Here is a 23,203-nt window from a genome sequence, read left to right as displayed (position 1 = left end):
TACCGCATTAATCACGGACCCGGGGTCAGCGGATCACGGGAGCGCCCAGGGCAATTAGCGGCGGCCGGTTTTGGCGGACGGATAGTCCAGCGCCTTCATCGCAGGCGTCAAGGAGACCGCCGCCTCCGCATAGCCGTCCCACGGCGCATTGCCCTGGCGCAAACGGTCCCCCGCGGACTGCACGGTCCAATGCGCCCCGCTGGTGAGCTGGCCCAGCTCCGACCATGCCACGGGTACCGAAATGCCCATGCCCGGCCGCGAACGGGCCGACCAGGCGCTGACCGTGGTGGCGCCGCGGCCGTTGCGCAGATAGTCCACGAAGATCTTGCCCACGCGGTTGCGCGGGCCGCTCTTGGCCACGAAGCGCTGCGGAATGGTGCGGGCCAGGTGCTGGACCACCGCCTGCGAGAAGCCCTTGACGGCGTCCCAGCCGTGCAGCCGCTTGATGGGTACCACCACGTGCAGGCCCTTGCCGCCGCTGGTCTTGAGATAGGCCGGCAGGCCCAACTCGGTCAACAGCGTCCGCACCAGCTGCGCGGCTTCCTGCACCCGCTCCCACGCCACGCCTTCTCCGGGGTCCAGGTCAAAGGTCATGCGGTCGGGCCGCTCGATGCGGTCCTTGCGGCCGTTCCAGGTATGGAACTCGACGACATTCATCTGGGCGGCGGACAGCAGGCCCACGGGCTGGGCCACCGCCATGAGTGCCGCGTGGCCGGGGTCGAGCACCGGGTCCAGCTGGGCCACGCCTTCCAGCGCGGCCTTTTCCATGTGCTTCTGGAAGAACAGCGAGCCCTTGACCCCATCGGGGGCCCGCACCAGCGCCACGGGGCGGTCCTTGAGGTGCGGCATCATCAACTCGGCCACGGTGGCGTAGTAGCGCACCAGGTCGATCTTGGTGATGCCGGTGGAAGGATCGATCACCCGCTCCGGATGCGATACGCGCAGCGACGAAGGCAGCGTCTCCGCGGCATCGTCGGCGGACCGGCGCTGTTCCAGGGCCGCGGGCTTCTCGCGCACGATGGCCTTGGCGGGCTTGTCGTCGCGCAGCCCGTGGAACACGGCGTGGCGGATGCGGTTCTGCCGCGTCCATTCGGCGAACGACACCTCGGCCAGCAGCTGCGGCTTGACCCAGTGCGCGCCGCGGGTGCCGGCGGGGGGCTCCCCGCGCCACGGGGCGCTGCGGGTGCGCAGGGTTTCAAGCCGCTCGCGCAGGTCGGCGAGCGTGCGCTCGCTGAACCCCGTGCCCACGTTGCCGGCGTACCGCAGTTCGCCATCCGGCCCATGCACGCCGAGCAGCAGCGCACCGATGCCCTTGCGGCTGCCCTTGGGGTCGGTAAAGCCCAGGATCACGAATTCCTGCCGGTGGCTGCACTTGAGCTTGATCCAGTCGGCATTGCGGCGCGCGGTGGCATAGGGCGCATCCTTGCGCTTGCCGATCACGCCCTCGAAGCCGAGCTGGCAGGCGGAGGCCACCAGATCACCGGGGCGCGCCTCGAACGCCTCGCTGAAGCGCACGTTCTGCAGCCCGCCCTGCTGCACCACGGTGCGCAGCAACTCGCGCCGCTCCACCAGCGGCATGCTGCGCAGATCGCGCCCGTCCGCGTAGGGCATGTCGAACACGTAGTACACCAGCTCCGCGGTGGCACTGGCATCGAAGGCGTTCTGCAGGGCCTGGAAGTCGGGCACGCCGTGCTCGTCCATGACCAGCACCTCGCCGTCGATCCAGCCGGCACGCAGCGGCAGCTTGCGCAGCGCCTTCGCCAGCTGGGGCATGCGAGCTGTCCAGTCATGGCCGTTGCGCGTCACCAGCCGCACCTGGCCGCGCTCCAGCCGCGCCAGCATGCGGTAGCCGTCGAACTTCAGCTCCCACAGCCAGTCGGCAACCTCCGCGGGCGGGCCGTCCACCAGCGTGGCCAGTTGCGGGGCCAGGGTGTCGGGCAGCGCCTTGGCAGGGGCGGCGTCCAGGTCTTTTGCGGTGCGTCGCGGATGGGCGCGCGCGACCGGGCCGCCTGCCGGAGGCAGGACGGGCGGCAGCGCCGAAACGCTGTCCGGCATCTCGTCCACCACGCTGAATTCGGCAGCCGGACGCTCCAGACCATCGTGCTCCTTGATGAGCAGCCAGGGCGGCTGGCGTTCGCTGTCCTTGCCACGGCCGCGCATGCGCACCAGCGTCCAGCGGCCCTTCAGCTTGTGGCCGTGCACGGTGAACTTGAGCTTGCCTTCGGCATAGCCGCGAACCGGATCCCCCTCAGGCACCCAGTAGCCGCGGTCCCAGACGATGACCTGCCCCGCGCCGTATTGTTTGGCCGGGATGCGGCCCTCGAAGGTGTTGTAGGCGATGGGATGGTCTTCCACCTGCACGGCCATGCGCTTGTCCGCTGGATCGAAGCTCGGCCCCTTGGGCACGGCCCAGCTCTTCATGGTGCCTTCCAGCTCCAGGCGCAGGTCGTAGTGCAGCCGGCTGGCCCAGTGTTTCTGGATCACGTACTGCAGGGCCTGGGCGCCCGGCGTGCCGCCTTCCGCGGGCTCGGGCGTGACCGCAAAGTTGCGCTTCTTGCGGTACAGGGCGAGTGCGTCGTCTGCCATGGGGCGTCTCCGTGTGCCGGGGCAGGCAGGCGATCAGGCGGCCTTGCGGGCAGCGGCCTTCTTGGCGGCCGGTTTCGCGGAGGTCTTGGACCGCGCCGCGGCACCGCCCTTGCCCGCCGGCGCCTTCTTGCCCGCAGCCGAGGTGCTGGCTGCCTTCTTGGCGGGGGTCTTGGTGGCGGCCTTGCCTGCCGGCTTCTTGCGCCCCGCAGGCAGGGACGTCACCGTTCCGGTCCCGTCCTTGTCCTTGCCTTTGGCGGGCTTGCCGCCCTTGCCGCCTTCCAGGCTGCGCTTGAGCAGCGCCGTCAGGTCCAGCACATCGGCGCCGGCCGGGGCACGCTCCTCCGGCTCGACCTTCATCACATCCGCGATGTCGCCGGCCTCGGCCTTCACCTGCACCAGCTTGTGGATCTCTTCCGCGAACGAATTGCGGAAGCTGTCCGCGTCCCAGGTCTGGGTCATGTCGTCGATCAGCTGGGTGGCCATGTCCATTTCGGCATCCCGGATGCCCGCGGCCTTGGTGCCCAGCGGCGGCAGGTTGAGCTGCTCGAATGAGCGGATCTCGCCGCCCCAGCGCAGCAGGTTGAGCACCAGCGCCCGGCCGCAGGGAATCAGCACCGCCAGGTGCTGCTTGGTCTGGATGACCACCTTGGCGACGCCCACCTTGTTGCTCTTGCGCAAGGCTTCCCGCAGCAGCGCATAGACCTTCTCGCCGCGCTTGAGCGGGGCCGTGTAGTAGGGCCGCTCCAGGTAGACGAAGGGAATCTCGTCTGCGTCCAGGAAGGCTTCGATCTCGATGGTCTGCGTGGTCTTGGGGAAGGCCGCGGAAATCTCCTCCGGCGACAGCACCACGTAGCGCCCGTCCTCGTACTCGACGCCCTTGACGATGTTGGCGCTGGAAATCTCCTTGCCCGTCACCTTGTTCACGCGCTTGTAGCCCACGGGTTCCATCGACCGCTTGTCCAGCCAGTCGAAGTCGATGCCCGAGTTCATGGTGGCCGCATACAGGCCCACCGGAACGTGCACCAGCCCGAAGCTGATCGCCCCCTTCCAGAGGGTGCGGGTGGAGGTGGGGGCCTTGCCGTCGTCTGCCATGCGTGTGCTCCTGAGAAGTGCGGCCCGGCGCCGGGCCGCAATGCTGCGTCGAGGTTGCCCCACGCCCGCGTGGGCAGGTGTAGGACGGCGCAGCTTCAGTCAGCCGCGCGCCGGCACCGGCCACACCCGGCCGCCGCCCACGGCATAGACCTGGCAGCCCGGCTCGGGCGACAGGCTGGCCGTGCCGGTGAACAGCCCGAACGCCGGCAGCAGCGTGAAGCCGGAATGGACGGCGAAGCACGGCAGCCGCAGCGCGTCGCGCGCCGGGCCGCGCAGCACCACCGACGGATGCACGTGCCCGGCGAGTACATGCTGCGGCGCATCGCCCTGCGGGTGATGGCAGCCCGAGAACGGACCCAGCCGCCAGGGCTCGTCCACCACCTCGATGCCCAGGGCGGACGGCGGGTCGCCCGCATGGCTATCGTGGTTGCCGCGCACCAGCGTCATGGCCACACCGGCATGGCGGTCCCGCCACGCCGCCAGCGCCGCCAGCACGGCCGGGGTCTGGGCCTCGGCAGCGTGCAGAAAATCGCCCAGCACCACCAGCCGGTGCGCTGCCAGACCGTCCAGCAAGGCGGTCAGCTGCGCCAGGTTGCCCTGGGTCGTGCCGGCCGGCACGGGAATGCCGCGCGCGCGGAAGGTGGCAGCCTTGCCCAGGTGCAGGTCGGCGATGAAGAGCGCACCCTGCGCGGGCCACCACAGGGCATGTTGCGGCAGCAGATGGACGGCTTCGCCGGCCAGGGTGATGCAGTGGCTGCCAGCGAGGGCGTCGGCGGTGGGAGCAGGCAAGGTGGGCAACAGGCGCGTGGTCTTTCAGGAAGGCCGCATCTCACAGCGGCGGCAGCGGCCGCGACGGCCGGCGGACACGGCGCGGGCGGGCATTGGCCCCGCCGGCTTCCGGCCCGTCCGGGTGGGAGAGCGAGAAGTCCAGCGTGCGCCGCACGGCCGCCGTGGCGGTGTCCAGCGGGCGATTGTCGCCGTCCGCGGCAGCGGGCGCTGCAGCCGCGGCAGAAGCCCGCTTGGCGCGGGGCCGCAGCGGCGGGTCGGGCGGCACCACGTCCTGCACGCGCGGCTGGGGGGCCGCGCTGCCGGCGTCGGCCGCCGCGTCCAGCTGGGCGAGCATGCGGGCGATGCGGTCTGCCAGGTGCTCGTTGGTCAGCTTCTCGCGGAAGCGCTCCACCATCAGCGGAAAGGCGAACGGGCTGGGGCGCTGCAGCGCGCTCACCACCGTGCGCTGGGACTGCATGCGCCGCAGGGCGGCCAGCAACTGGGCCACGTCCAGCTCCTGGCTCAGCACCTCTTCGTCGGCCTGGCGCAGCAGCAGGTTGGCCTGGTCGTACTTGCGGAACACCTCGAAGAACAATTGCGAGGACGCCTGCAGCTGGCGGGCGCTGCGCCGCTCGCCCGGATGGCTCTGGAAGATGAGGCCCGACACGCGGGCGATTTCGCGGAAGCGCCGGCGCGCCATCTCCGTCGCGTTGAGGCTGGCGAGCACCTCGTGCAGCAGCGCATGGCGGGCCGCGTCCGCGCCGCCGCCCTGCCCGGCGTCTCCGACCTCGCCGCTGGGGCCGCGGGCATTGGCGGTGTTGCGGATGCCTTCCGCTTCGTGCGGGGCGACACGGCCTTCTACCGCCGCGGCGGCGGGCGGGGCCGGGTCGGCCCGCAGCAGCTCAGGCAACAGGGCCGCCCAGTCGCGCTCGGTGGCGCTGAGCAACTCCAGGCCGTAGTCGTTCACCGCGATGGAAAAGGTGCCCGTCTCGCCCTGCGCAGCGCGCCAGGCCATCAGGCTGGCCAGTCCGGTGTGGGCATGCCGGCCGGCGAAGGGGTACAAGAACAGGTGCCAGCCCTCGCGCGTGCGCAGTGTCTCGGCCAGCAGCGTGGATGGCGTGGGCAGGGCCGACCAGCGCTGCTGCACCTCCAGCAGCGGGCGCACGCTGCGCAGCTCGGGCGAGTCGTAGTCGCCAGCGGCCGCCTGGGCCAGCTGCTGCACCACGAAGTCGGCCAGCACGGTGGACAGCGGCATGCGCGCGCCCATCCAGCGCGGCACCGTGGGGCGCCCGCGCGCGGCGCGGCGCACATAGGCCGTCATCTGCTCGATACGCACCATCTCCAGCACCTGGCCGGCGAAGACGAAGGCGTCGCCGGGCGACAGGCGCGAGAGAAAGCTCTCTTCCATGCTGCCCAGCCGCGCACCATGCAGGATCTGCACCGTCATGCTTGCGTCGCTCACGATGGTGCCGATGTTGGCGCGGTGGCGCCGCGCCAGGCGCACGTCGGGCATGCGCCAGATGCCGGCCTCGTCGGGCCGCACGCGCTGGTAGTCCGGGTAGGCGGCCAGCGACGGCCCGCCGCGGTGCACGAAGTCCAGGCACCACTGCCACACGGCGGGCGGCAACCCCGCATAGGCCACCGTGCGGCGCACCTCGGCATACAACGCGTCGGGCGCGAAGCCGCCGCCCAGCGCCACGGTGGCCAGGTGCTGCACCAGCACGTCCACCGGCTGGCGCGGGCTGGCGCGCTTTTCCACCTCGCCGGCCTGCACGGCCGTGCGGGCCGCGGCGGCCTCCACCAGCTCCAGGCTGTGCGTGGGCACCAGCGTGATGCGCGAAGGGCGCCCGGGCGCATGGCCGGATCGCCCCGCGCGCTGCAGCAGCCGGGCGATGCCCTTGGCCGAGCCAATCTGCAGCACGCGCTCCACCGGCAGAAAGTCCACGCCCAGGTCCAGGCTGCTGGTGCAGACCACCGCGCGCAGCGTGCCGGCCTTCAGGCCCGCCTCGACCCATTCGCGCACGCTGCGGTCCAGCGATCCGTGGTGGATGGCCAACTCCCCCGCCCAGTCGGGCCGGGCGTCGAGCAGCGCCTTGTACCAAAGCTCGGCCTGCGAGCGCACGTTGACGAAGACCAGCGTGGAGCCGGCCGTGGATTCGAGCTCGCGCACCACCGCCGGCAGCATGGCCAGGCCCAGATGGCCGGCCCAGGAAAAGCGCTCGGGCCGGTCGGGCAGCAAAGTGTCCACGACCAGGCGCTTGTCGACCTGGCCCTGCACGAGCACGCCGGGCCGTGGCTGGCCGGCATCGTCCAGGCCCAGCAGCGTCTGCTGCGCCTCCTGCAGGTTGCCCAGCGTGGCCGACATGCCCCACACGCACAGGGGCGGGTTCCAGCCCTGCAGCCGCGCCAGCGCCAGCTGCAGCTGCACGCCGCGCTTGTTGCCCAGCAGCTCATGCCATTCGTCGGCCACCACCAGGCGCACGCTGCCCAGCAGTTCCTGCGCATCGGCCCGGGCCAGCAGCAGGGACAGGCTCTCCGGCGTGGTGACCAGCACCGTGGGCAGGCGGCGCGACTGCGCGCTGCGCTCGGTGCTGCTGGTGTCGCCGGTGCGCGCGCCCACCGTCCAGCCGGCCAGCGCGGGCACGTGCGGCGCCAGCGCGAGGAGCGGCGTCTCCAGCGCCTTGAGCGTGTCGGCCGCCAGCGCCCGCATGGGCGTGATCCATAGCACCGTCAGCGGTGCAGCCGCAGGCTTTTTTGCTCTCTTATTGGTAGCTGCTTGCGCTTGATCCACAGGCGCTGCAGCCCGTTTTGGCTTGGATTCCGGCACCAGCGCCTGCAGCGCGCCCAGCCAGACGGCGTAGGTCTTGCCCGCGCCCGTGGTGGCATGCAACAGGCCGGAGGCGCCGCGGCCCATGGCCTCCCACACCTCGCGCTGGAAGGCGAACGGCTTCCAGCCGCGCCCGGCCAGCCACGCGGCCACGGCCTGCGGTACGGCGCCCCGGCGCGGGCGGCGGCGTGGGCTATCGGCATCCCTGGCTTGCATGGCAGGGATTACAACGCGCCGCGCTGCCGTGCCGCGTAGGCCAAACGCCCCGAAGCCGTGCCGGCTTCTGGTCCGCCCGATGGGACCAGCAGGTTCCATTGAAAGCGGCGGGCCGCGTGCCTAGGATGGGCCATTCGATAACAAGACCCACGGAGACACGATGAACACCGCCCCTGCCCTCGCCCGCCCGCTCGCCTTGACCCGGCGCTGCGCGCTGACCGCTCTCTGCGCCCTGCCCGCCGCGCTGGCGCCCCAGTTCGCCCTGGCGCAAGACAGCGGCAAGCCTCTCACCATCGTCGTCGGCAGCCCGTCCGGCGGCACCACCGACACCCTGGCCCGCGTCATCGGCCGCATGGTGGGCGACACGCTCGGCCGTCCCGTGGTGGTGGAGAACCGCGCCGGCGCCGGCGGCAACATCGCCGCGGCCTACGTGGCCAAGGCGCCTGCGGACGGCTCCACGCTGCTCATGAGCTTCACCGGCCACACCATCAACGCGACGCTGTACAAGAACCTGGGCTTCGACCCGGTCAAGGACTTCACGCCCATCACCATGGTGGCCAAGGTCCCCAGCGTGCTGATCGCCCGCAAGGCCGCGCCGTTTTCCGACACGGCTGGCGCCATCGCTTACGCCAAAGCGAACCCTGGAAAGCTGAACTTCGCCATCGGCGCGCAGGGTTCGTCGCTGCACCTGGCCAGCGAGCAGTTCAAGATGCTGACCGGCACCGACATCGTCAATGTGCCGTACAAGGGCACCGGCCCGGCGCTGTCCGACGTGCTGGCGGGCACGGTGGACCTGATGTTCGCCAGCACGGTGAACGTGCTGCCGCACATGAAGAACGGCACGATCAAGCTGCTGGGCGTGAGCAGCCGCGAGCCGCTGCCACAGTTCGCCGGCGTGCCGCCGATCGCGCAGACCGTGAAAGGCTTCGAGTCGATGGCCTGGTTCGGCCTCTTCGGCCCGGCGCAGATGCCGGCGGACGTGACGCAGAAGCTTTACGCGGCGGTGAAGAAGGCCATCGAGTCGCCCGACTACCAGGAGCGCATGCGCACCGAAGCAGCCACCACGGTCGACATGCCGCCTGCGGCCTTCGCCAAGTTCGTGGCCCAGGACGTGCAGGACTGGGCGAAGATCATCAAGGCCTCGGGCGCGACCGTCGAATGACCGCTATCCACACCCCTGCCACGCCCGCCCAGACGCTGGCACAGAAGCTGGTGGCCCGCGCCGCAGGGCGCAGCCACGTGGTGCCGGGCGAGATCGTCACCTGCCAGGTGGACCTGGCCATGATGCACGACTCGGGCGGGCCGCGCCGCGTGAAGCCTATGCTCGACCGTCTGGGCGCCACGGTCTGGGACCCGGACAAGGTCGTGGTGGTCACCGACCACTACGTCCCCGCCTATGACGACGACAGCCGCGCCATCGTGCAGATCGCCCGCGACTGGGTGAAGAGCGCCGGCGTGAAGCGCTTTCACGACAGCGAAGGCATCTGCCACGTGGTGGTGCCGCAGAAGGGCTATCTGCGCCCCGGCATGTTCGCGGTGGGGGGCGACAGCCATTCCCCCACGGGCGGCGCCTTCGGTGCCTACATGTTCGGCGTGGGCGCCACCGAGATGCTGGGCGTGCTCGTCACCGGCGAGATCTGGCTCAAGGTGCCGCACACGCTGCGCATGACCTGGAACGGCCGGCTGGCGCCGGGCGTGTCCGCCAAGGACATGATGCTGTTCCTGTGCACCCGCTTCGGCATGGACGGCGGGCAGTACCAGGCGGTGGAATATGCCGGCCCGGCCGTGCAGGCGCTGTCGATGCAGGAGCGCATGACGCTCTCCAACATGACGGCGGAGCTGGGCGGCCAGGCCGGCCTGGTGGCGCCGGACGAGATCACCCGCGCGTGGCTGGCAGACGCCGGTGCCGGCGAGGTGGACACGGCCCCCTGGCACACCGACGACGCCGCGCCCCTGATGGCCGACCATGTCTTCGATGCCGCCGCCCTCGCCCCCCAGGTGGCCGAACCGCACAGCCCGGCCTATGGGCGCGATGCGGCCGACCTGCGCGGTGTGGCCGTCAACCTGGCTTACGTGGGCGCCTGCACGGGCGCCAAGCTGGACGATCTGCGCATGGCGGCCCAGGTGCTGCGCGGCCGCAAGGTGGCCCGCGGCGTGCGCCTGCTGGTGGCCCCGGCCAGCCTGCAGGACCAGGAGCGCGCGCAGGACGAAGGCGTGCTCGCCGCGCTGCAGGAGGCCGGTGCCGAACTGCTGCCCACCAGCTGCGGGGCCTGCGCCGGCTACGGCGCGCACACCTTCGGGCCCGACGTGGTGGCGATCAGCACCACGGCGCGCAACTTCCAGGGCCGCATGGGCTCGGCCCAGGCGCAGATCTACCTGGGCTCGCCCTGGACGGTGGCCGCCTCGGCCGTGGCCGGCCGCGTGGCCGATCCGCGGGAGATGCTGCCATGACCGCCGCGCGCACCACCGCCGCCACCGGTCGCGCCTGGGTGTTCGGCGACGACCTCAACACCGACCTGCTGGCCCCCGGCGCCTACATGAAGTTCGGCATCGCGGAGATCGCCCGCCACTGCCTGGAGTCGGTGGACCCGCGCTTTGCCGCCGAAGTGCGGCCGGGCGACATCGTCTTCGCGGGGCGCAACTTCGGCGCGGGCTCGTCGCGCGAGCAGGCGGCCGAGGTGCTGCGGCACCTGGGCGTCGCCTGCGTCGTGGCACGGTCGTTCTCCGGCATCTACTACCGCAACGGCTTCAACCTGGGCCTGCCGCTGCTGGTGTGCCCCGAGGCCGCCACGGTGGCGCCCGGTGCGCCCGTGGCCTGCGACCTCGACCGGGCCTGCGTGCACGATCTCTCCACCCATCGGGTGCTCGCCTGCGAGCCCATCCCCGCCCACCTCGTCGCCATGATCCGCGACGGCGGGCTGCTGCCCCACTTGGAAAAGCGCCTGGCAGCCCAGCGCGCAGCGAACTTACCTACGCCATGACCACCGACCTCAAAACCCGCCTGCAATCGCCGGCCATCGTCACCGCGCCGGGCGTATACGACGCCCTCTCCGCCCTGCTGGTTGCGCAGGCCGGCTTCGACGCGGCCTACCTGTCCGGCGCCAGCATCGCCTACACGCGGCTGGGCCGGCCCGACATCGGGCTGCTCTCGCTGGACGACGTCGCGCAGGTGACCACCGCCATCCGCGAGCGCAACGAGGCGCTGCACCTCATCGTGGATGCCGACACCGGCTTCGGCAACGCGCTCAACGTGCAGCGCACCGTGCGCCTGCTGGAACGCGCCGGCGCCTCGGCCATCCAGCTGGAGGACCAGACCAGCCCGAAGCGCTGCGGCCACCTGGACGGCAAGACGCTGATCGGCGCTGCGGAAATGGCCGGCAAGATCCGCGCGGCCTGCGATGCGCGGCGCGACAGCGGCACGCTCATCGTTGCCCGCACCGATGCGGTGGCCGTGGAAGGGCTGGACGCGGCGCTCGACCGCATGGACCTCTGTGCCGATGCCGGCGCGGACGTGCTCTTCGTGGAGGCCTTGCGCACGCGGGAGGACATGGCGACCGCGCTGGCCCGGCTGTCGCCGCGTGCGCCGATGCTCGCCAACATGGTCGAAGGCGGCAAGACGCCCATCCTGCCCGTGGCCGAGCTGCAGGCCCTGGGCTACCGCGTGGCCATCTTTCCGGGCGGCACCGTGCGCGCCCTCAGCCATGCGCTGCAAGGCTACCTGGCCAGCCTGCACCGGCACGGCACGACCGAGCCCTGCTGGCCGCAGATGCTGCAGTTCGACGGGCTCAACCAGTTGCTGGGCACGCCGCAGCTGCTGGCGCAGGGCAAGCGCTACGAGTGAACGCGCACCACGCGCCTTGCCGCGGCCGGGCGGCGCTTCTACAGTGGCGGCCATGCCCTTGAACGAGCCCTCCGACACGCCGCCCCTGCCCGCCCTGCCGCGCTTTCACCAGGTGCGGCTGATCCTGCGCGAGCGGCTGAAGTCCGGCCGGTACGAACGCGGGTTGCCGCTGCCCGGCGAACGGCAGCTGGCCGAGGAGTTTGGCGTGGCGCGCGTCACCATCCGATCGGCCCTGGCCCGCCTGGAAGAAGAAGGCCTGGTGGCGCGGTTGCGCGGCAAGGGCACGCTGCCGGCGGCGCAGGACGAGCTGCCCAGCCACCTGCGGCTGCGCGGCGGCCTGCTGGACAACATCGTCAACATGGGCCGGCGCACGCGCGTGACGGTGCTGGAGCACCGCCTGCTGCCCGCTCCTTCGCAGGCCGCCCAGGCCCTGCAGCTGGCGCCGGGCAGCCCGGTGCTGAAGGTGGTGCGGGTGCGAAAGTTCAAGGGCCAGCCGATCGCGTACACCGAGGTCTTCCTGCCGCCCGATCTGGCGGCCGCGGTCGAGAAGCCCACGCTGCAGGACGTGCCCATGCTGGTGGCGCTGGAGCAATCCGGCGTGCAGGTGGTGTCGGCCGAGCAGACCCTGGGCGCCGCGCTGGCCGATCTGCATGTGGCTGCCGCCCTGCGCGTGGCGCCCGGCGTGCCGCTGCTGCGCGTCTCGCGGGTGGCGGTGGACGCCAACGGCCGGCCCGTGCAGTTCCTGACCGGGCTCTACCACCCGGAGCGCTACGAGTACCACATGCAGCTGTCCCGCGTGGGCGACGCGACCAAGGTGTGGATCGAGAACGACCGGCCGCCGGAAGCCGCGGGTTGAGGCCGTTTCGGGTTACCTGCGCCAAGAATACGGCAGGGCTTGAGGTCAAATCGGCCTGTAGCGCTTATCCATCAAGCGCAAGCAGCTATTATATTAATAGCATTGGGTCGCTGCGTCAGCCGCCGGCATCCGGCAGCAGCATCGCCAGCGTGTCGAGCGAGTCGGCCTCTTCCACCGGCTTGTCCTCGCGCCAGCGCAGCATGCGCGGAAAGCGCACGGCGATGCCGCTCTTGTGCCGCGTGCTGCGGGCGATGCCCTCGAACCCCAGCTCGAACACCAGCGTGGGCCGCACGCTGCGTACCGGGCCGAAGCTCTCCACGGTGGTCTTGCGGATGACGGCATCCACGCGCGCCATCTCGGCATCGGTCAGGCCGGAATAGGCTTTGGCGAAAGGCACCAGGGCGCGGCCTTCGGTGCCCGGCGGCGCGTTCCACACGGCGAAGGTGTAGTCGCTGTACAGGCTGGCGCGGCGCCCATGGCCGCGCTGGGCGTAGATGAGCACGGCGTCCACGCTCAGCGGGTCGACCTTCCACTTCCACCACACGCCGCTGTCCTTGGTGCGGCCCACGCCATAGGCGCTGGAACGCGCCTTGAGCATCATGCCCTCCACGCCCAGGGCGCGGGCCTGCGCGCGCTGCGTGGCCAGGGCCTGCCAGCTGTCGCCGGCCAGCACCGGGCTGGCGATCAGGGCGGGGTGGCCCACCCGCTGCACCAGCGCATCCAGCCGCGCGCGGCGCTCGTGCTGCGGCAGCCCGCGCAGGTCCTGGCCCCCCTCTTCCAGCAGGTCGTAAGCCAGCAGCACCACCGGCAGATCGCGCAGCAGTTTGGGAGACAGGGTTTTGCGGCCGATGCGCTTTTGCAGGTCGGCGAAGGGGCGCACATGCGCGGGCACGCCGCCCTGCTGCGCGGCCCAGACGACGATCTCGCCGTCCACCACCGTGCCTTCGGGCAGCGCGTCGCCCAAAGCCTGCAGCTCGGGAAAGCGGTCGCTGACGAGTTCCTCGCCGCGCGACCAGATCCAGGTGCCGCCGACCGCGTCGGCGCCCCCGCGCCGCACGATCTGCGCGCGGATGCCGTCCCACTTCCACTCCACGACCCAGTCGGATGGCGGGCCCAGCACGGCATCGAACTGCGCCACCGGCAGCTGCAGCGGATGCGCCAGGAAGAACGGGTACGGATGGCCGCGCACCTCGCCCGCCTGGCCGTGGGCGTCATCGCCCTCGCCCTCGGCAGCCACCAGGCGCAGGTAGTCGGTGGGGCCGGGCCGGGCGCCGATGTGGGTGTACCCCATCAGCCGCTGGGCGACGCGCTTGGGGTCCACGCCGCTCACTGCCGCCAGCGCCTGGGTGACCTGCAGGCGCGAGACGCCCACGCGGAAGGAACCGGTGATGAGCTTGAAGTACACCAGCCGCTCGCCGGCCGCCAGCCGGGTCCACTGCGCGCGCAGCGTGGCGGCCAGCGCCTCGGGCGCCATGCCGCGCAGGGGCAGCAGATGCTGCTCCACCCACTGGGCCAGGCCCAGGTCATGCGTGTCGCCCGGCGCGGGCAGCAAGAGCGCGATGGTCTCGGCCAGATCGCCCACGGCCTCGTAGCTTTCATCGAACAGCCATTCGGGCAGGCCGGCCGCCTCGCGTGCCAATGCGCGCAGCACCTTGGTGGGCACCAGCTGCCGCGGCTTGCCGCCGGCCAGGAAGTACACGGCCCAGGCCGCGTCCTGCGGCGCGGCGGCGCGCAGGTAGGCCTGCAGGGCGGCCTGTTTGGCGCGGCTGGCGGTGCTGGCGTCCAGGGCGTGGTACAGGGCGGCAAAGTCCTTCATGGCGCAGGCGCCTCCGGCGGGCTTTCCGCTGCAGGTTCGGCGGGGGATGGCGCCGCCTGCTCGTCCTCGTCGCCGTACTCGGTCTTGAAGCCCTGGGCGTCCAGGCCCCGCTCCCGCAGCCAGCGCACCAGCACGGCCACGCTGCCGTGGGTGACGAAGACGCGCTCGGCACCGGTCGCGCCGATGGCGTACTGCAGGCCCGGCCAGTCGGCGTGGTCGGACATGACGAAGCCGCGGTCCACCCCGCGCCGGCGGCGTGTGCCGCGCAGCTGCATCCAGCCGCTGGCGAACGCGTCCGCATGGCCGGCAAAGCGGCGCATCCAGGGCGTGCCCTGGGCCGAGGGCGGCGCCAGCACCAGCGCGGTCTTGAGCAGCTGTGCGTCCACGCCCGGATCGGTCACGCGCAGGGTGGGCGGCAGATCGACGCCGGCGGCACGGTAGACGGCGTTGAGCGGCTCCACCGCGCCATGGACGACGATGGGCCCGATGCTGCGGTCCACGCCGTGCAGGATGCGCTGCGCCTTGCCGAAGGCGTAGCACAGCAGCACCGACGGCCGACCCTGGGCCGCATTGGCGCGCCACCACGCATCGATGCCTGCGAACAGTTCAGGCTGGGTGGGCCAGCGGTAGATGGGCAGGCCGAAAGTGGATTCGGTGATGAAGGTGTCGCAGCGCACCGGCTCGAACGGAGCGCACGTGCCATCGGGTTCGGTCTTGTAGTCGCCGGAGGCCACCCACACCCGCCCGCCATGCTCCAGCCGCACCTGGGCCGAGCCCAGCACGTGGCCGGCGGGGTGCAGGGAGACGCGCACGCCGTGGTGCTCGATCGCCTCGCCATAGGGCAGCGTTTGCAGGGTGATGTCGGCGCCGAGCCGGGCGCGCAGCACGCCTTCGCTGTCGGTGTGGGCCAGGTAGTGGGTGTGGCCCACGCGGGCGTGGTCGGAGTGGCCGTGGGTGATGACGGCACGGTCCACGGGCCGCCAGGGGTCGATGTAGAAATCGCCCGCCGTGCAGTACAGGCCTTCCGGCCGCGCGATGACGAGGTCGTCGGCTGCCATGGGTCAGGCCCCGCACGGCCCCGGATCGATGGACCGGGCAGTGGCTGCGGAGCGGGTTCGGAAGGGCATGCCGGGATGCTAGCCCGGCAGTAGCGCACCCTGCGCTGCCGGACGCCGCGGCGCCGTGTCAGCGCCCGCCTACCGGCGATGGGGCACAGGCACACGGGGCCTGTTCCTACCTCGGGCCCTCCGGCCGCCAGCACACGATGAATGCGTGGCCTTGCCTACCTTGTCTTGAGGAGCAGGCCTCTTCAGCCACCGGACACTGCCATGCCCCACCCTCTTCGCCCTACCTCCCCCACCGTTGCCCGGCGCATTGCCGGGCCGTCCTCGCTGCGCCACCGGGCCTTGCCGCGGTGGGTCGGCGCGTGCGTGATCTGCGCCGCCCTGGGCGGTTGCAGCCGCGGGGGGCCGGATGTGCCGACCTTCGACCCGCCGCCGCCCAGTGCGCCGGTGCCCAAGGCCGGCGCTTCGGAGGCTGGACGGGGCTGAAGAGCCGTTTGGCCGCCCACGGCCGGGCGCGCCCTACCGGGCGCTCTCCCCTTTCCCGTTCTCTTTCGCTTACAGGAGTTTTTCCATGTCCACGTCCACACCATCCTCGCGCGGCGTCGCCATCCTCGTCACCGACGGCTTCGAGCAGGTCGAGCTCACCGGCCCGCGCGACGCGTTGAAAGCCGCCGGCATCACCACCCGCATCGTCGCGCCGAAAGCGGGCCAGGTGCAGGGCTTCCGCCACGACGCCAAGGGCGATGCCCTCCCGGTCGACCTGACCCTCAAGGACGCCCGTCCCGACGACTTCGACGCGGTGCTGCTGCCTGGCGGCGTGATCAATTCCGATGCGCTGCGGACCGATGCCGACGCCCAGGCCTTCGTGCAGGCCATCGACCGGGCCGGCAAGCCGGTCGCGGTGATCTGCCACGGTGCCTGGCTGCTGATCGATGCCGGCCTGGTGAAAGGCAAGACGCTGACGAGCTGGCCCAGCCTGGCGACCGACCTGCGCAACGCCGGTGCGGAGTGGGTCGACCAGGAGGTACAGGTCCAGGGCCGCTGGGTCAGCAGCCGCAAACCGGACGACCTGCCCGCCTTCCAGAAGGCGCTGCTGCAGCAGCTGCAGGGCTGAGGCGGAGCGTCGGCGCGGCCGGATTGCAGCAGCCCGGCCTTGCCTGCGCTAGGCAGTCCAGCGCAGATCCACCACGGTGTCGTTCCATGCATTGCGCTGCAGCAGGTGCAGCTGGCGTTGTTCGGCCGACGCGGGCAGCGCGGTCTCCGTCAGCTGTACGCTGCCGGTCACCTCGCCCTGCGGGCCGATGATGGAATAGCGCTGGACGACGTGGCCGCAGCCATGGCGCTCCCGTTCCTCGAAGCGCAGCGTCTCGTCCGGGCTCAGTTCAAGCTTGTACTTCCACATGGCAACGGGCCAGGATCGATGGCACCGCAGTCGGGGTGCGGATGGCGGAACGGTGGCACATGGCGGCGGACTCCTGCATGGATCTTGGTAGGCGGACCCTATCGTCCGGATCGACATGCTAACCGCAGCCTATCTGTCTGTATCTCCCCCAAACGGGGGATAAGACCGGGCCTGATTGAGCGATGACGTCCGGGCGTCAAGGCTGCGGCGGTTTTGGATGACAGCGAAACGCGCTGCCACGCAGTGCCGCAACGCGCCTGCCCGCCCGATCATCCGGTGCATTCCCCGAAAAGAAGGACATGCCATGCCACAGAATTCCCCCGAGAAAAAAGCCGTCGAATCTGCCGAAAAGGCGGTGGCCGGCGTGCTCGACGACCTCGAAGACGCCACGGGGTCGGAGGTGAAGAAGATCGCCCTGGAAGACGTGGTCGACGTCAACGAGCGCACCGGCCGGCCAGAAGTGCGCAAGGCGGTGGACATCCAGGTGCAGTCCCGGCCGGAGCGCAAGTGGTCCCGATGACGAGGTAGCGCGGGCCTGTGGCGGTCTCAGGCGACGCGGACTCAAGGCCCTCGCCAGAGCATCTGGCGGCCGTGCAGACCACGGCGCCCCCTCGCAAATGCGGATGGCATGCCACGCCGGCCCCCCTACGATGGCGGCGGACAGAACCACACTACATGCCGAGGAGACCGCCATGCCATCCCCTACCCTTTCCGCATCCCTGCCTCCGGCATTGGTGCGCCGCCGTACCCTGCTGACCGGTGCCGCCGCGGCCTCCGCGCTGGCGGCGCTGCCCCGCGCGCATGCACAGGCCGCCTGGCCGACCAAACCGCTGCGGCTGGTGGTGCCGTTCGCACCGGGCGGCAGCTCGGAGATCGTCGCCCGCGCGGTGGCGGCCGAGATGGCCAAAACCATCGGGCAGAACGTGTTCGTGGACAACAAGCCGGGTGCCGCGGGCAACATCGCCATGCAGGAAGTGGCCGTGAGCACCGACGAGCACACGCTCATCCTGGGGCACATCGGCACGCTGGCCGTCAACCCCTACATCTTCGCCCGGCTGCCGTACGACGCGAACCGCGACTTCGCGCCCATCACGCTCGTGTCCAAGGTGCCGAGCCTGTACGTGGTGCACCCCGACCTGCCCATCAAGACGCTCGCCGACTTCATCGCCTACGCCAAGGCCCGGCCGGGGCAGCTCAACTACGGATCTGCCGGCAACGGCAGCGCGGGCCACCTCGCGTTCGAGTACCTGAAGATGGTCTCCAACACCTTCATGCTGCACGTGCCCTACCGCGGCACCGGCCCCATGCTCACCGACCTGATGGCGGGCCGCCTGCAGGCTGCCTCGGTCGGCGCGCCGGCGCTGCTGCCGTTCATCAAGGCCGGCAAGCTGCGCTGCATTGCCACCGGCACGGCGCAGCGGCTGCCGGCCCTGCCCGACGTGCCCACCGTGGCCGAACAGGGCTTCAAGGGCTTCGAGATGACGCAGTGGTACGGGCTGATGGCGCCCAGCAAGTGGCCCAAGGCGCACCTCGCCAAGCTGGAAGCCGAGGCCATAAAGGCCGCGCGCAGCACCTTGGTGAAGGAAAAGCTGGCCCAGGAAACCGCCCTGGCCGTAGGCAACACCAGCGCCGAATTCGACGCCTTCATCAAGTCCGAGCAGGCCCGCTGGAAGCCGGTGATCGAGCGCGCCCAGATCAAGCCCGAAGGCGCGGGCTGAAGGCAGCGCCAGGCAGCGGGTGCTTCAGGTCAAAATGGCCTGTAACGCCCGTCTTGATTGCGCATTAAGCTATTATTTTAATAGCATTTCATCAGCAACAGCCGGACGCGCGCTGTGCGGGCGACGCCTCGGCGGAAGCCGCCGTCCGGTGCCCTGGCAACCCCAGCCGCGCCAGCAGCTGCGCATCGGCATCTGCGTCCGGATTGCCGGTGACGAGCAGCTTGTCGCCGTAGAAGATCGAATTGGCTCCGGCCAGGAAGCACAGGGCCTGCACGGCGTCGCCCATCTGCAGGCGCCCGGCCGACAGCCGCACGCGCGCCCGCGGCATGGTGATGCGGGCGACGGCGATCACGCGCACGAAGTCGAACGGGTCCACCGGATCACTGTCCGCCAGCGGCGTACCCGGTACGCGCACCAGGCTGTTGATGGGCACCGATTCGGGGTATGGGTCGAGGTTGGCCAGTTGGGCGATCAGCCCGGCCCGGTGCACGGGCGCCTCGCCCATGCCGATGATGCCGCCGCAGCACACGCTGATGCCTGCCGAACGCACGTGGTCCAGGGTGTCCAGCCGGTCCTGGTACTGGCGGGTGCTGACCACGTCGGTGTAGTACTCGGGGGCCGTGTCCAGGTTGTGGTTGTAGTAGTCCAGGCCGGCGTCTTTCAGCGCCACGGCCTGGTGGGATTCAAGCATGCCGAGCGTGGCGCAGGTCTGCAGGCCCAGGCCCTTCACAGCGCCGATGAGTTCGCCCATCTTCTCGATGTCGCGGTCCTTGGGGGCACGCCAGGCGGCGCCCATGCAAAAGCGGGTGGCGCCGGCGTCCTTGGCGGCCTGCGCGGCGGCAAGCACCTCGTCGACACCCATGAGCTTCTCGGCCTTCACGCCGGTGTCGAACTCGGCCGACTGGGGGCAGTAGCCGCAGTTCTCGGGGCAGCCGCCCGTTTTCACCGACAGCAGCGTGGCCAGTTCGACATCGCCCGCCGGCCAGTGCGCGCGGTGGACCGTCTGGGCCTGGAAGAGCAGATCCATGAACGGCAGGTCCAGCAGCTTCTGGATGGCCTCGACCGTCCACGGGCCCGAGGGCGCGGCGGCGGTGGGCCGGCGGTGGAGCTGTACGGGCTGGAAGCTGGCAATGGCAGTGGACATGGGTTTTCCTTTTCGAAGCTAGGGGCAGCTCTTGCGTGGGCTCGGCTGCCAGACATCAAACGGGGCGCATTCTGCGGCGCTTTGAACGCCGAATCCAGAGGACAGGCGCAGAAAGTGCTCCCCATTTCTGCGCGCGCATCTGCATCGATCGCGCCGCACACTTTGGCGGCAGTTGGCGGCATACAGACAACGGTTCGTGTTCTTTCGCCAAGTGAATTCAAGCGGTTGTCGTAACGACACCTTATCTGCAGCCAAAACGCTTTCTATTGGCGTGAGGGGTGAATGGTAGGGGTCTGAAAATGACCGACGTTATGGCGCCAGCCTTGCGTCACGCCCACAAAAAAAGCCTGCCGAACCGCTGCGGCAGGCTTTCATCGGCTCGCAGGCATGAGGGATGCTCGTTCACGCCTGCCCCGGCAGGCCCCGTCAGCCCAGAGCGGCGATCACGTCCTCGGGCGCCTGGACCAGCTCGATGAGCACGCCCTCGCCTGCGATGGGAAATTCGTCGTTGCTCTTGGGATGCAGAAAGGTGATGTCGTAACCCGCAGCGCCCTTGCGGATACCGCCCGGCGCAAAGCGCACGCCCTGGCCCGTGAGCCATTCCACCGCCTTCGGCAGGTCGTCGATCCACAGGCCGATGTGGTTGAGCGGTGTCGTGTGCACGGCCGGCTTCCTGTCGATATCGAGCGGCTGCATCAGGTCCACCTCCACCTTGAAGGCGCCCTGCCCCATGGCCAGGATGTCCTCGTCCACGTTCTCGCGCTCGCTCTGGAAGGTACCCGTTTGCTCCAGGCCCAGCATGTCCACCCACAGGGTCTTCATGCGCTGTTTGTCGGTGCCGCCGATGGCGACCTGCTGGATGCCCAGCACCCGGAAGGGGCGTGCGGTGATGGTCATGTCGTGTGTCTCCTGAGGATGAAGGGGGAACCCGTGAATGGGCGGGGGCCACGTGGTGCGGTGGACGCGGGGCGGCTCACACTTCCCGCAGCGCCCAGCTGCTCAGCGTGGCGAAGTATTCGCGCAGCCATGCGTTGTAGCGCGTGGCGAGCGGCGTAGGCGCGCGGACGGGTACGGCGGCGGTGAGCCCCTGGGCCCGGGCAATGCCCATGGACCGCCGCAGGTGGAAGTCGCTCGTCACGACGGCCGTGGGAGCCGCCGGCCCTACTCCGCGCGCCTGCAGCAGCGGCCGGCTGAGGGAAAAGTTCTGGTCGGTGCTGGTGCTCTCCCTTTCGACCAGAAGGCGCTCGGCCGGCAACCCATGCCGCTCGCGCAGGTAGCGGGCCATGACCTCGCCTTCGCTCTCGGTCTCTCCGAAGTCGACGCCGCCGCTGACGACCACCCATGCCCCAGGCTGCAGGCGGGCCAGTTCGGCGGCGGTGTCCAGCCGGGCCGCCAGCGGAGGGCGCGGCTGACCGTCCCGCGTGCTGCTGCCCAGCACGACGATCGCCTGCACCGGCGGCGCGTCGGCCGGGTCCATGCCGACACCGCGCAGCACCTCCCAGAACCACAGCACCGAAACCACCCACAGCGCGAACGCCGTCCACGCCAGCCGCCACAGCCAGGTGCGCCCGGCATGGCCCTGGCGCCAGCGCGCCAGCTGCGGCCAACGCGCCGACAGGGCGAGCAGCCCGGCGCCCATCATGGCCGGCACGATGACGCCGACGTTGAAGTGCAGCAGCGCCATCAGCACCAGGGCATCGAGCAGCAGCACGGCCCCCGCCGCAGCCATCACCGTGCGCACCAGGGTGCTACCGCCCGGTGCTTGGTGGGCCGGTCCCAGCGGGACGGGGTTCATTGGAATTCGATGATGACTTCGTCCACCGCCAGCGAGGCGCCCTGCGAGGCCACGATCTTGCCGACCACGCCGTCCTGTGCGGCAAAGAGGGCGTTCTCCATCTTCATCGCCTCGATCACGGCGAGCTTCTCGCCGGCCTGCACCGTCTGGCCCGGCTGCACCGCGACCTGCACCAACAGGCCGGGCATGGGTGACAGCAGGAACTTGGAGAGATCCGGCGGCGCCTTGTAGGGCATCAGCTGGTGCAGTTGCGCCCCCCGGGGCGAGAGCACCATGGCGTCGATCTGCGTGCCGTTGTGTGCGATGCGCAGCGCCAGCGGGTTCTTGGGCGTGCCGCGCTCGACCTGCGCCGTGAACCCAGCTCCATTGCACTGCCCTTGGACGCGGATCTGGCCCAGGGTGGCGGCGCTGCTGATCTGGTAGCTCTTGCCCCCCACCGTGACGATGCTGGAGCCTGACGGGTCCTTGAAGTCCGTCACCGACACCGCGTGGTGCGCGTTCTGGCCTTCATGTCCCATCACCACCACGACGAACTGCTCGCCCACCTTCACCTCATGGCCGGCCAGTTGGCCACTGATGCCAGACGCCCGTGCGCGGTAGCGCCGGTTCATGTAGGCCGCCAAGGCCACCAGGAACAGCGGGTCGTCGTGCGGCACGTCTTCTGCCGCGAAACCCTTGCCGTAGTTCTCGGCGATGAAGCCGGTGTTGAAGTCGCCCGAGACGAACTTCGGGTGCGCCAGCAGCGCCGCCTGGAACGGGATGTTGCTGCTGATGCCGCGAATCACGAAGCCGTTGAGCGCGGCGCGCATCTTGTGGATGGCGTCGTCGCGGTCCGTGCCGTGCACGATGAGCTTGGCGATCATCGAGTCGTAGAACATCGGGATCTCGCCGCCCTCGTACACGCCCGTGTCCACGCGCACGCCCAGCTTCCTGGCCGTGTCGCCCTGGAACATGGTTTCCTCCGGTGGCTGGAAGCGCACCAGCCGGCCGGTGGATGGCAGGAAGTTGCGGAACGGGTCTTCGGCGTTGATGCGGCACTCGATGGCCCAGCCGTCGCGCTTCACATCGGCCTGCGTGAGCGGCAGCTTTTCGCCCGCAGCCACGCGGATCATCAGCTCCACCAGGTCGAGCCCGGTGATGCATTCCGTCACCGGGTGCTCCACCTGCAGGCGCGTGTTCATCTCCAAGAAGTAGAAGTCCTGGTCCTTGCCGACCACGAACTCCACCGTGCCGGCCGACTGGTACTTGACCGCCTTAGCCAGTTGCACGGCCTGCTCGCCCATGGCCTTGCGCGTGGCGTCGCTGATGAAGGGCGACGGCGCCTCTTCGATCACCTTCTGGTGGCGGCGCTGGATGGAGCACTCGCGCTCGTTCAGGTAGATGACGTTGCCGTGGCTGTCGCCCAGCACCTGGATCTCGATGTGGCGCGGCTCCTGCACGAACTTCTCGATGAAGATGCGGTCGTCGCCGAAGCTGTTGCGCGCCTCGTTCTGGCAGCTGGCGAAGCCCTCGAAGGCCTCCTTGTCGTTGAATGCTACGCGCAGGCCCTTGCCGCCGCCGCCGGCCGACGCCTTGATCATCACCGGGTAGCCGATGCCCTTGGCGATCTCCACCGCCTGCTCCGGGCCGCTGATGGCATCGTTGTAGCCGGGGATGGTGTTGACCTTCGCTTCGTTGGCCAGCTTCTTGGAGGCGATCTTGTCGCCCATGGCCGCGATGGAATGCGCCCTGGGGCCGATGAAGGCGATGCCCTCGTCCTCGCAGCGCTGGGCGAAGGCTTCGTTCTCTGACAGGAAACCGTAGCCGGGATGGATGGCCTGCGCGCCGGTTTGCTTCGCTGCGGCAATGATCTTGTCGGCCAGCAGGTACGACTCGCGCGAGGGCGCCGCGCCGATGTGCACGGCCTCGTCGGCCAGCTTGACATGGCGCGCCTCCTTGTCCGCGTCGGAATAGACGGCCACGGTGGCGATGCCCATCTTGCGGGCGGTGGCGATGACGCGGCAGGCAATCTCACCGCGGTTGGCGATCAAAATCTTGGTGAACATCACAAGGGCTCCGTTGTCGTCGTTGTCTTGGGG

The 23,203-nt window shown here is 70.2% G+C and carries 19 protein-coding genes; 8 read left to right on the top strand and 11 right to left on the bottom strand.

Annotated elements, in window-relative coordinates:
* Positions 1 to 54: 54 nt before the first annotated feature.
* The 4 genes from ligD to QE399_RS16415 form a co-directional block, all read right to left on the bottom strand.
* Positions 55 to 2,586: a DNA ligase D gene (ligD, locus tag QE399_RS16430; protein WP_309830344.1), complete on the bottom strand. Its 2,532-nt coding sequence runs from the start codon at positions 2,584 to 2,586 to the stop codon at positions 55 to 57.
* A 33-nt stretch (positions 2,587 to 2,619) separates the two neighbouring features.
* The gene (gene ku, locus QE399_RS16425) at positions 2,620 to 3,678 is read right to left on the bottom strand and encodes a non-homologous end joining protein Ku (protein WP_309830342.1); all 1,059 of its coding nucleotides are present in this window, start codon (positions 3,676 to 3,678) and stop codon (positions 2,620 to 2,622) included.
* 99 nt (positions 3,679 to 3,777) lie between these two features.
* Complete coding sequence (pdeM, locus tag QE399_RS16420) at positions 3,778 to 4,467, bottom strand: ligase-associated DNA damage response endonuclease PdeM (protein ID WP_309830340.1); 690 nt, start codon at positions 4,465 to 4,467, stop codon at positions 3,778 to 3,780.
* Between the two features lie 40 nt (positions 4,468 to 4,507).
* Positions 4,508 to 7,489: a ligase-associated DNA damage response DEXH box helicase gene (locus tag QE399_RS16415; RefSeq protein WP_309830339.1), complete on the bottom strand. Its 2,982-nt coding sequence runs from the start codon at positions 7,487 to 7,489 to the stop codon at positions 4,508 to 4,510.
* A 160-nt stretch (positions 7,490 to 7,649) separates the two neighbouring features.
* Here QE399_RS16415 and QE399_RS16410 point away from each other — a divergent pair, with 160 nt between their 5' ends.
* Genes QE399_RS16410 through QE399_RS16390 form a run of 5 tightly spaced genes read left to right on the top strand, consistent with a single transcriptional unit; the run spans position 7,650 to position 12,186 of the window.
* Positions 7,650 to 8,651 carry a Bug family tripartite tricarboxylate transporter substrate binding protein gene (locus QE399_RS16410; protein WP_309830337.1) on the top strand — a complete coding sequence of 334 codons (1,002 nt, stop codon included), beginning with the start codon at positions 7,650 to 7,652 and terminating at the stop codon, positions 8,649 to 8,651.
* Positions 8,648 to 9,940, top strand: a complete 1,293-nt coding sequence (locus tag QE399_RS16405; RefSeq protein ID WP_309830335.1) for a 3-isopropylmalate dehydratase large subunit — start codon at positions 8,648 to 8,650, stop codon at positions 9,938 to 9,940. Before QE399_RS16410 ends, QE399_RS16405 begins: the two co-directional genes overlap by 4 nt.
* Positions 9,937 to 10,470: a LeuD/DmdB family oxidoreductase small subunit gene (locus QE399_RS16400; protein WP_309830334.1), complete on the top strand. Its 534-nt coding sequence runs from the start codon at positions 9,937 to 9,939 to the stop codon at positions 10,468 to 10,470. Before QE399_RS16405 ends, QE399_RS16400 begins: the two co-directional genes overlap by 4 nt.
* A complete protein-coding gene (locus QE399_RS16395; protein ID WP_309830332.1) occupies positions 10,467 to 11,330 on the top strand; it encodes an isocitrate lyase/PEP mutase family protein in 864 nt (287 codons plus the stop codon). The genes QE399_RS16400 and QE399_RS16395 overlap by 4 nt, the downstream gene beginning before the upstream one ends.
* A gap of 52 nt (positions 11,331 to 11,382) precedes the next feature.
* A complete protein-coding gene (locus tag QE399_RS16390) occupies positions 11,383 to 12,186 on the top strand; it encodes a GntR family transcriptional regulator (RefSeq protein WP_309830330.1) in 804 nt (267 codons plus the stop codon).
* A 115-nt stretch (positions 12,187 to 12,301) separates the two neighbouring features.
* Here QE399_RS16390 and QE399_RS16385 read toward each other — a convergent pair whose 3' ends face one another.
* Together QE399_RS16385 and QE399_RS16380 are read right to left on the bottom strand one after the other, a co-directional pair.
* A complete protein-coding gene (locus QE399_RS16385; RefSeq protein ID WP_309830329.1) occupies positions 12,302 to 14,002 on the bottom strand; it encodes an ATP-dependent DNA ligase in 1,701 nt (566 codons plus the stop codon).
* Positions 13,999 to 15,060, bottom strand: coding sequence for a ligase-associated DNA damage response exonuclease (locus QE399_RS16380; protein ID WP_309830328.1), 1,062 nt, complete (start codon positions 15,058 to 15,060; stop codon positions 13,999 to 14,001). Before QE399_RS16380 ends, QE399_RS16385 begins: the two co-directional genes overlap by 4 nt.
* Before the next feature lie 577 nt (positions 15,061 to 15,637).
* Here QE399_RS16380 and QE399_RS16375 point away from each other — a divergent pair.
* Positions 15,638 to 16,180: a type 1 glutamine amidotransferase domain-containing protein gene (locus tag QE399_RS16375; RefSeq protein WP_309830326.1), complete on the top strand. Its 543-nt coding sequence runs from the start codon at positions 15,638 to 15,640 to the stop codon at positions 16,178 to 16,180.
* A 48-nt stretch (positions 16,181 to 16,228) separates the two neighbouring features.
* Here QE399_RS16375 and QE399_RS16370 read toward each other — a convergent pair whose 3' ends face one another.
* A complete protein-coding gene (locus QE399_RS16370) occupies positions 16,229 to 16,468 on the bottom strand; it encodes a hypothetical protein (RefSeq protein ID WP_309830323.1) in 240 nt (79 codons plus the stop codon).
* A 304-nt stretch (positions 16,469 to 16,772) separates the two neighbouring features.
* Between QE399_RS16370 and QE399_RS16365 the strand changes: the two genes are divergently transcribed.
* Together QE399_RS16365 and QE399_RS16360 are read left to right on the top strand one after the other, a co-directional pair.
* A complete protein-coding gene (locus tag QE399_RS16365; protein WP_309830322.1) occupies positions 16,773 to 16,988 on the top strand; it encodes a hypothetical protein in 216 nt (71 codons plus the stop codon).
* A 172-nt stretch (positions 16,989 to 17,160) separates the two neighbouring features.
* Positions 17,161 to 18,186, top strand: coding sequence for a Bug family tripartite tricarboxylate transporter substrate binding protein (locus QE399_RS16360; RefSeq protein WP_309830320.1), 1,026 nt, complete (start codon positions 17,161 to 17,163; stop codon positions 18,184 to 18,186).
* Between the two features lie 91 nt (positions 18,187 to 18,277).
* Here QE399_RS16360 and bioB read toward each other — a convergent pair whose 3' ends face one another.
* From bioB to QE399_RS16340, 4 genes are all read right to left on the bottom strand, one after another.
* Positions 18,278 to 19,330: a biotin synthase BioB gene (gene bioB / locus QE399_RS16355; RefSeq protein WP_309830318.1), complete on the bottom strand. Its 1,053-nt coding sequence runs from the start codon at positions 19,328 to 19,330 to the stop codon at positions 18,278 to 18,280.
* Between the two features lie 426 nt (positions 19,331 to 19,756).
* Positions 19,757 to 20,227 carry a VOC family protein gene (locus QE399_RS16350; RefSeq protein WP_309830316.1) on the bottom strand — a complete coding sequence of 157 codons (471 nt, stop codon included), beginning with the start codon at positions 20,225 to 20,227 and terminating at the stop codon, positions 19,757 to 19,759.
* 76 nt (positions 20,228 to 20,303) lie between these two features.
* Complete coding sequence (locus QE399_RS16345) at positions 20,304 to 21,125, bottom strand: YdcF family protein (RefSeq protein ID WP_309830315.1); 822 nt, start codon at positions 21,123 to 21,125, stop codon at positions 20,304 to 20,306.
* Positions 21,122 to 23,170: an acetyl-CoA carboxylase biotin carboxylase subunit gene (locus QE399_RS16340; RefSeq protein ID WP_309830313.1), complete on the bottom strand. Its 2,049-nt coding sequence runs from the start codon at positions 23,168 to 23,170 to the stop codon at positions 21,122 to 21,124. Before QE399_RS16340 ends, QE399_RS16345 begins: the two co-directional genes overlap by 4 nt.
* Between the last annotated feature and the right edge of the window lie 33 nt (positions 23,171 to 23,203).

This window comes from Paracidovorax wautersii, from assembly GCF_031453675.1.
GTDB lineage: Bacteria > Pseudomonadota > Gammaproteobacteria > Burkholderiales > Burkholderiaceae_C > Paracidovorax.
The sequence above is the reverse complement of the archived record's forward strand: the minus strand, read 5'-3'. Positions and strand labels throughout refer to the sequence as shown.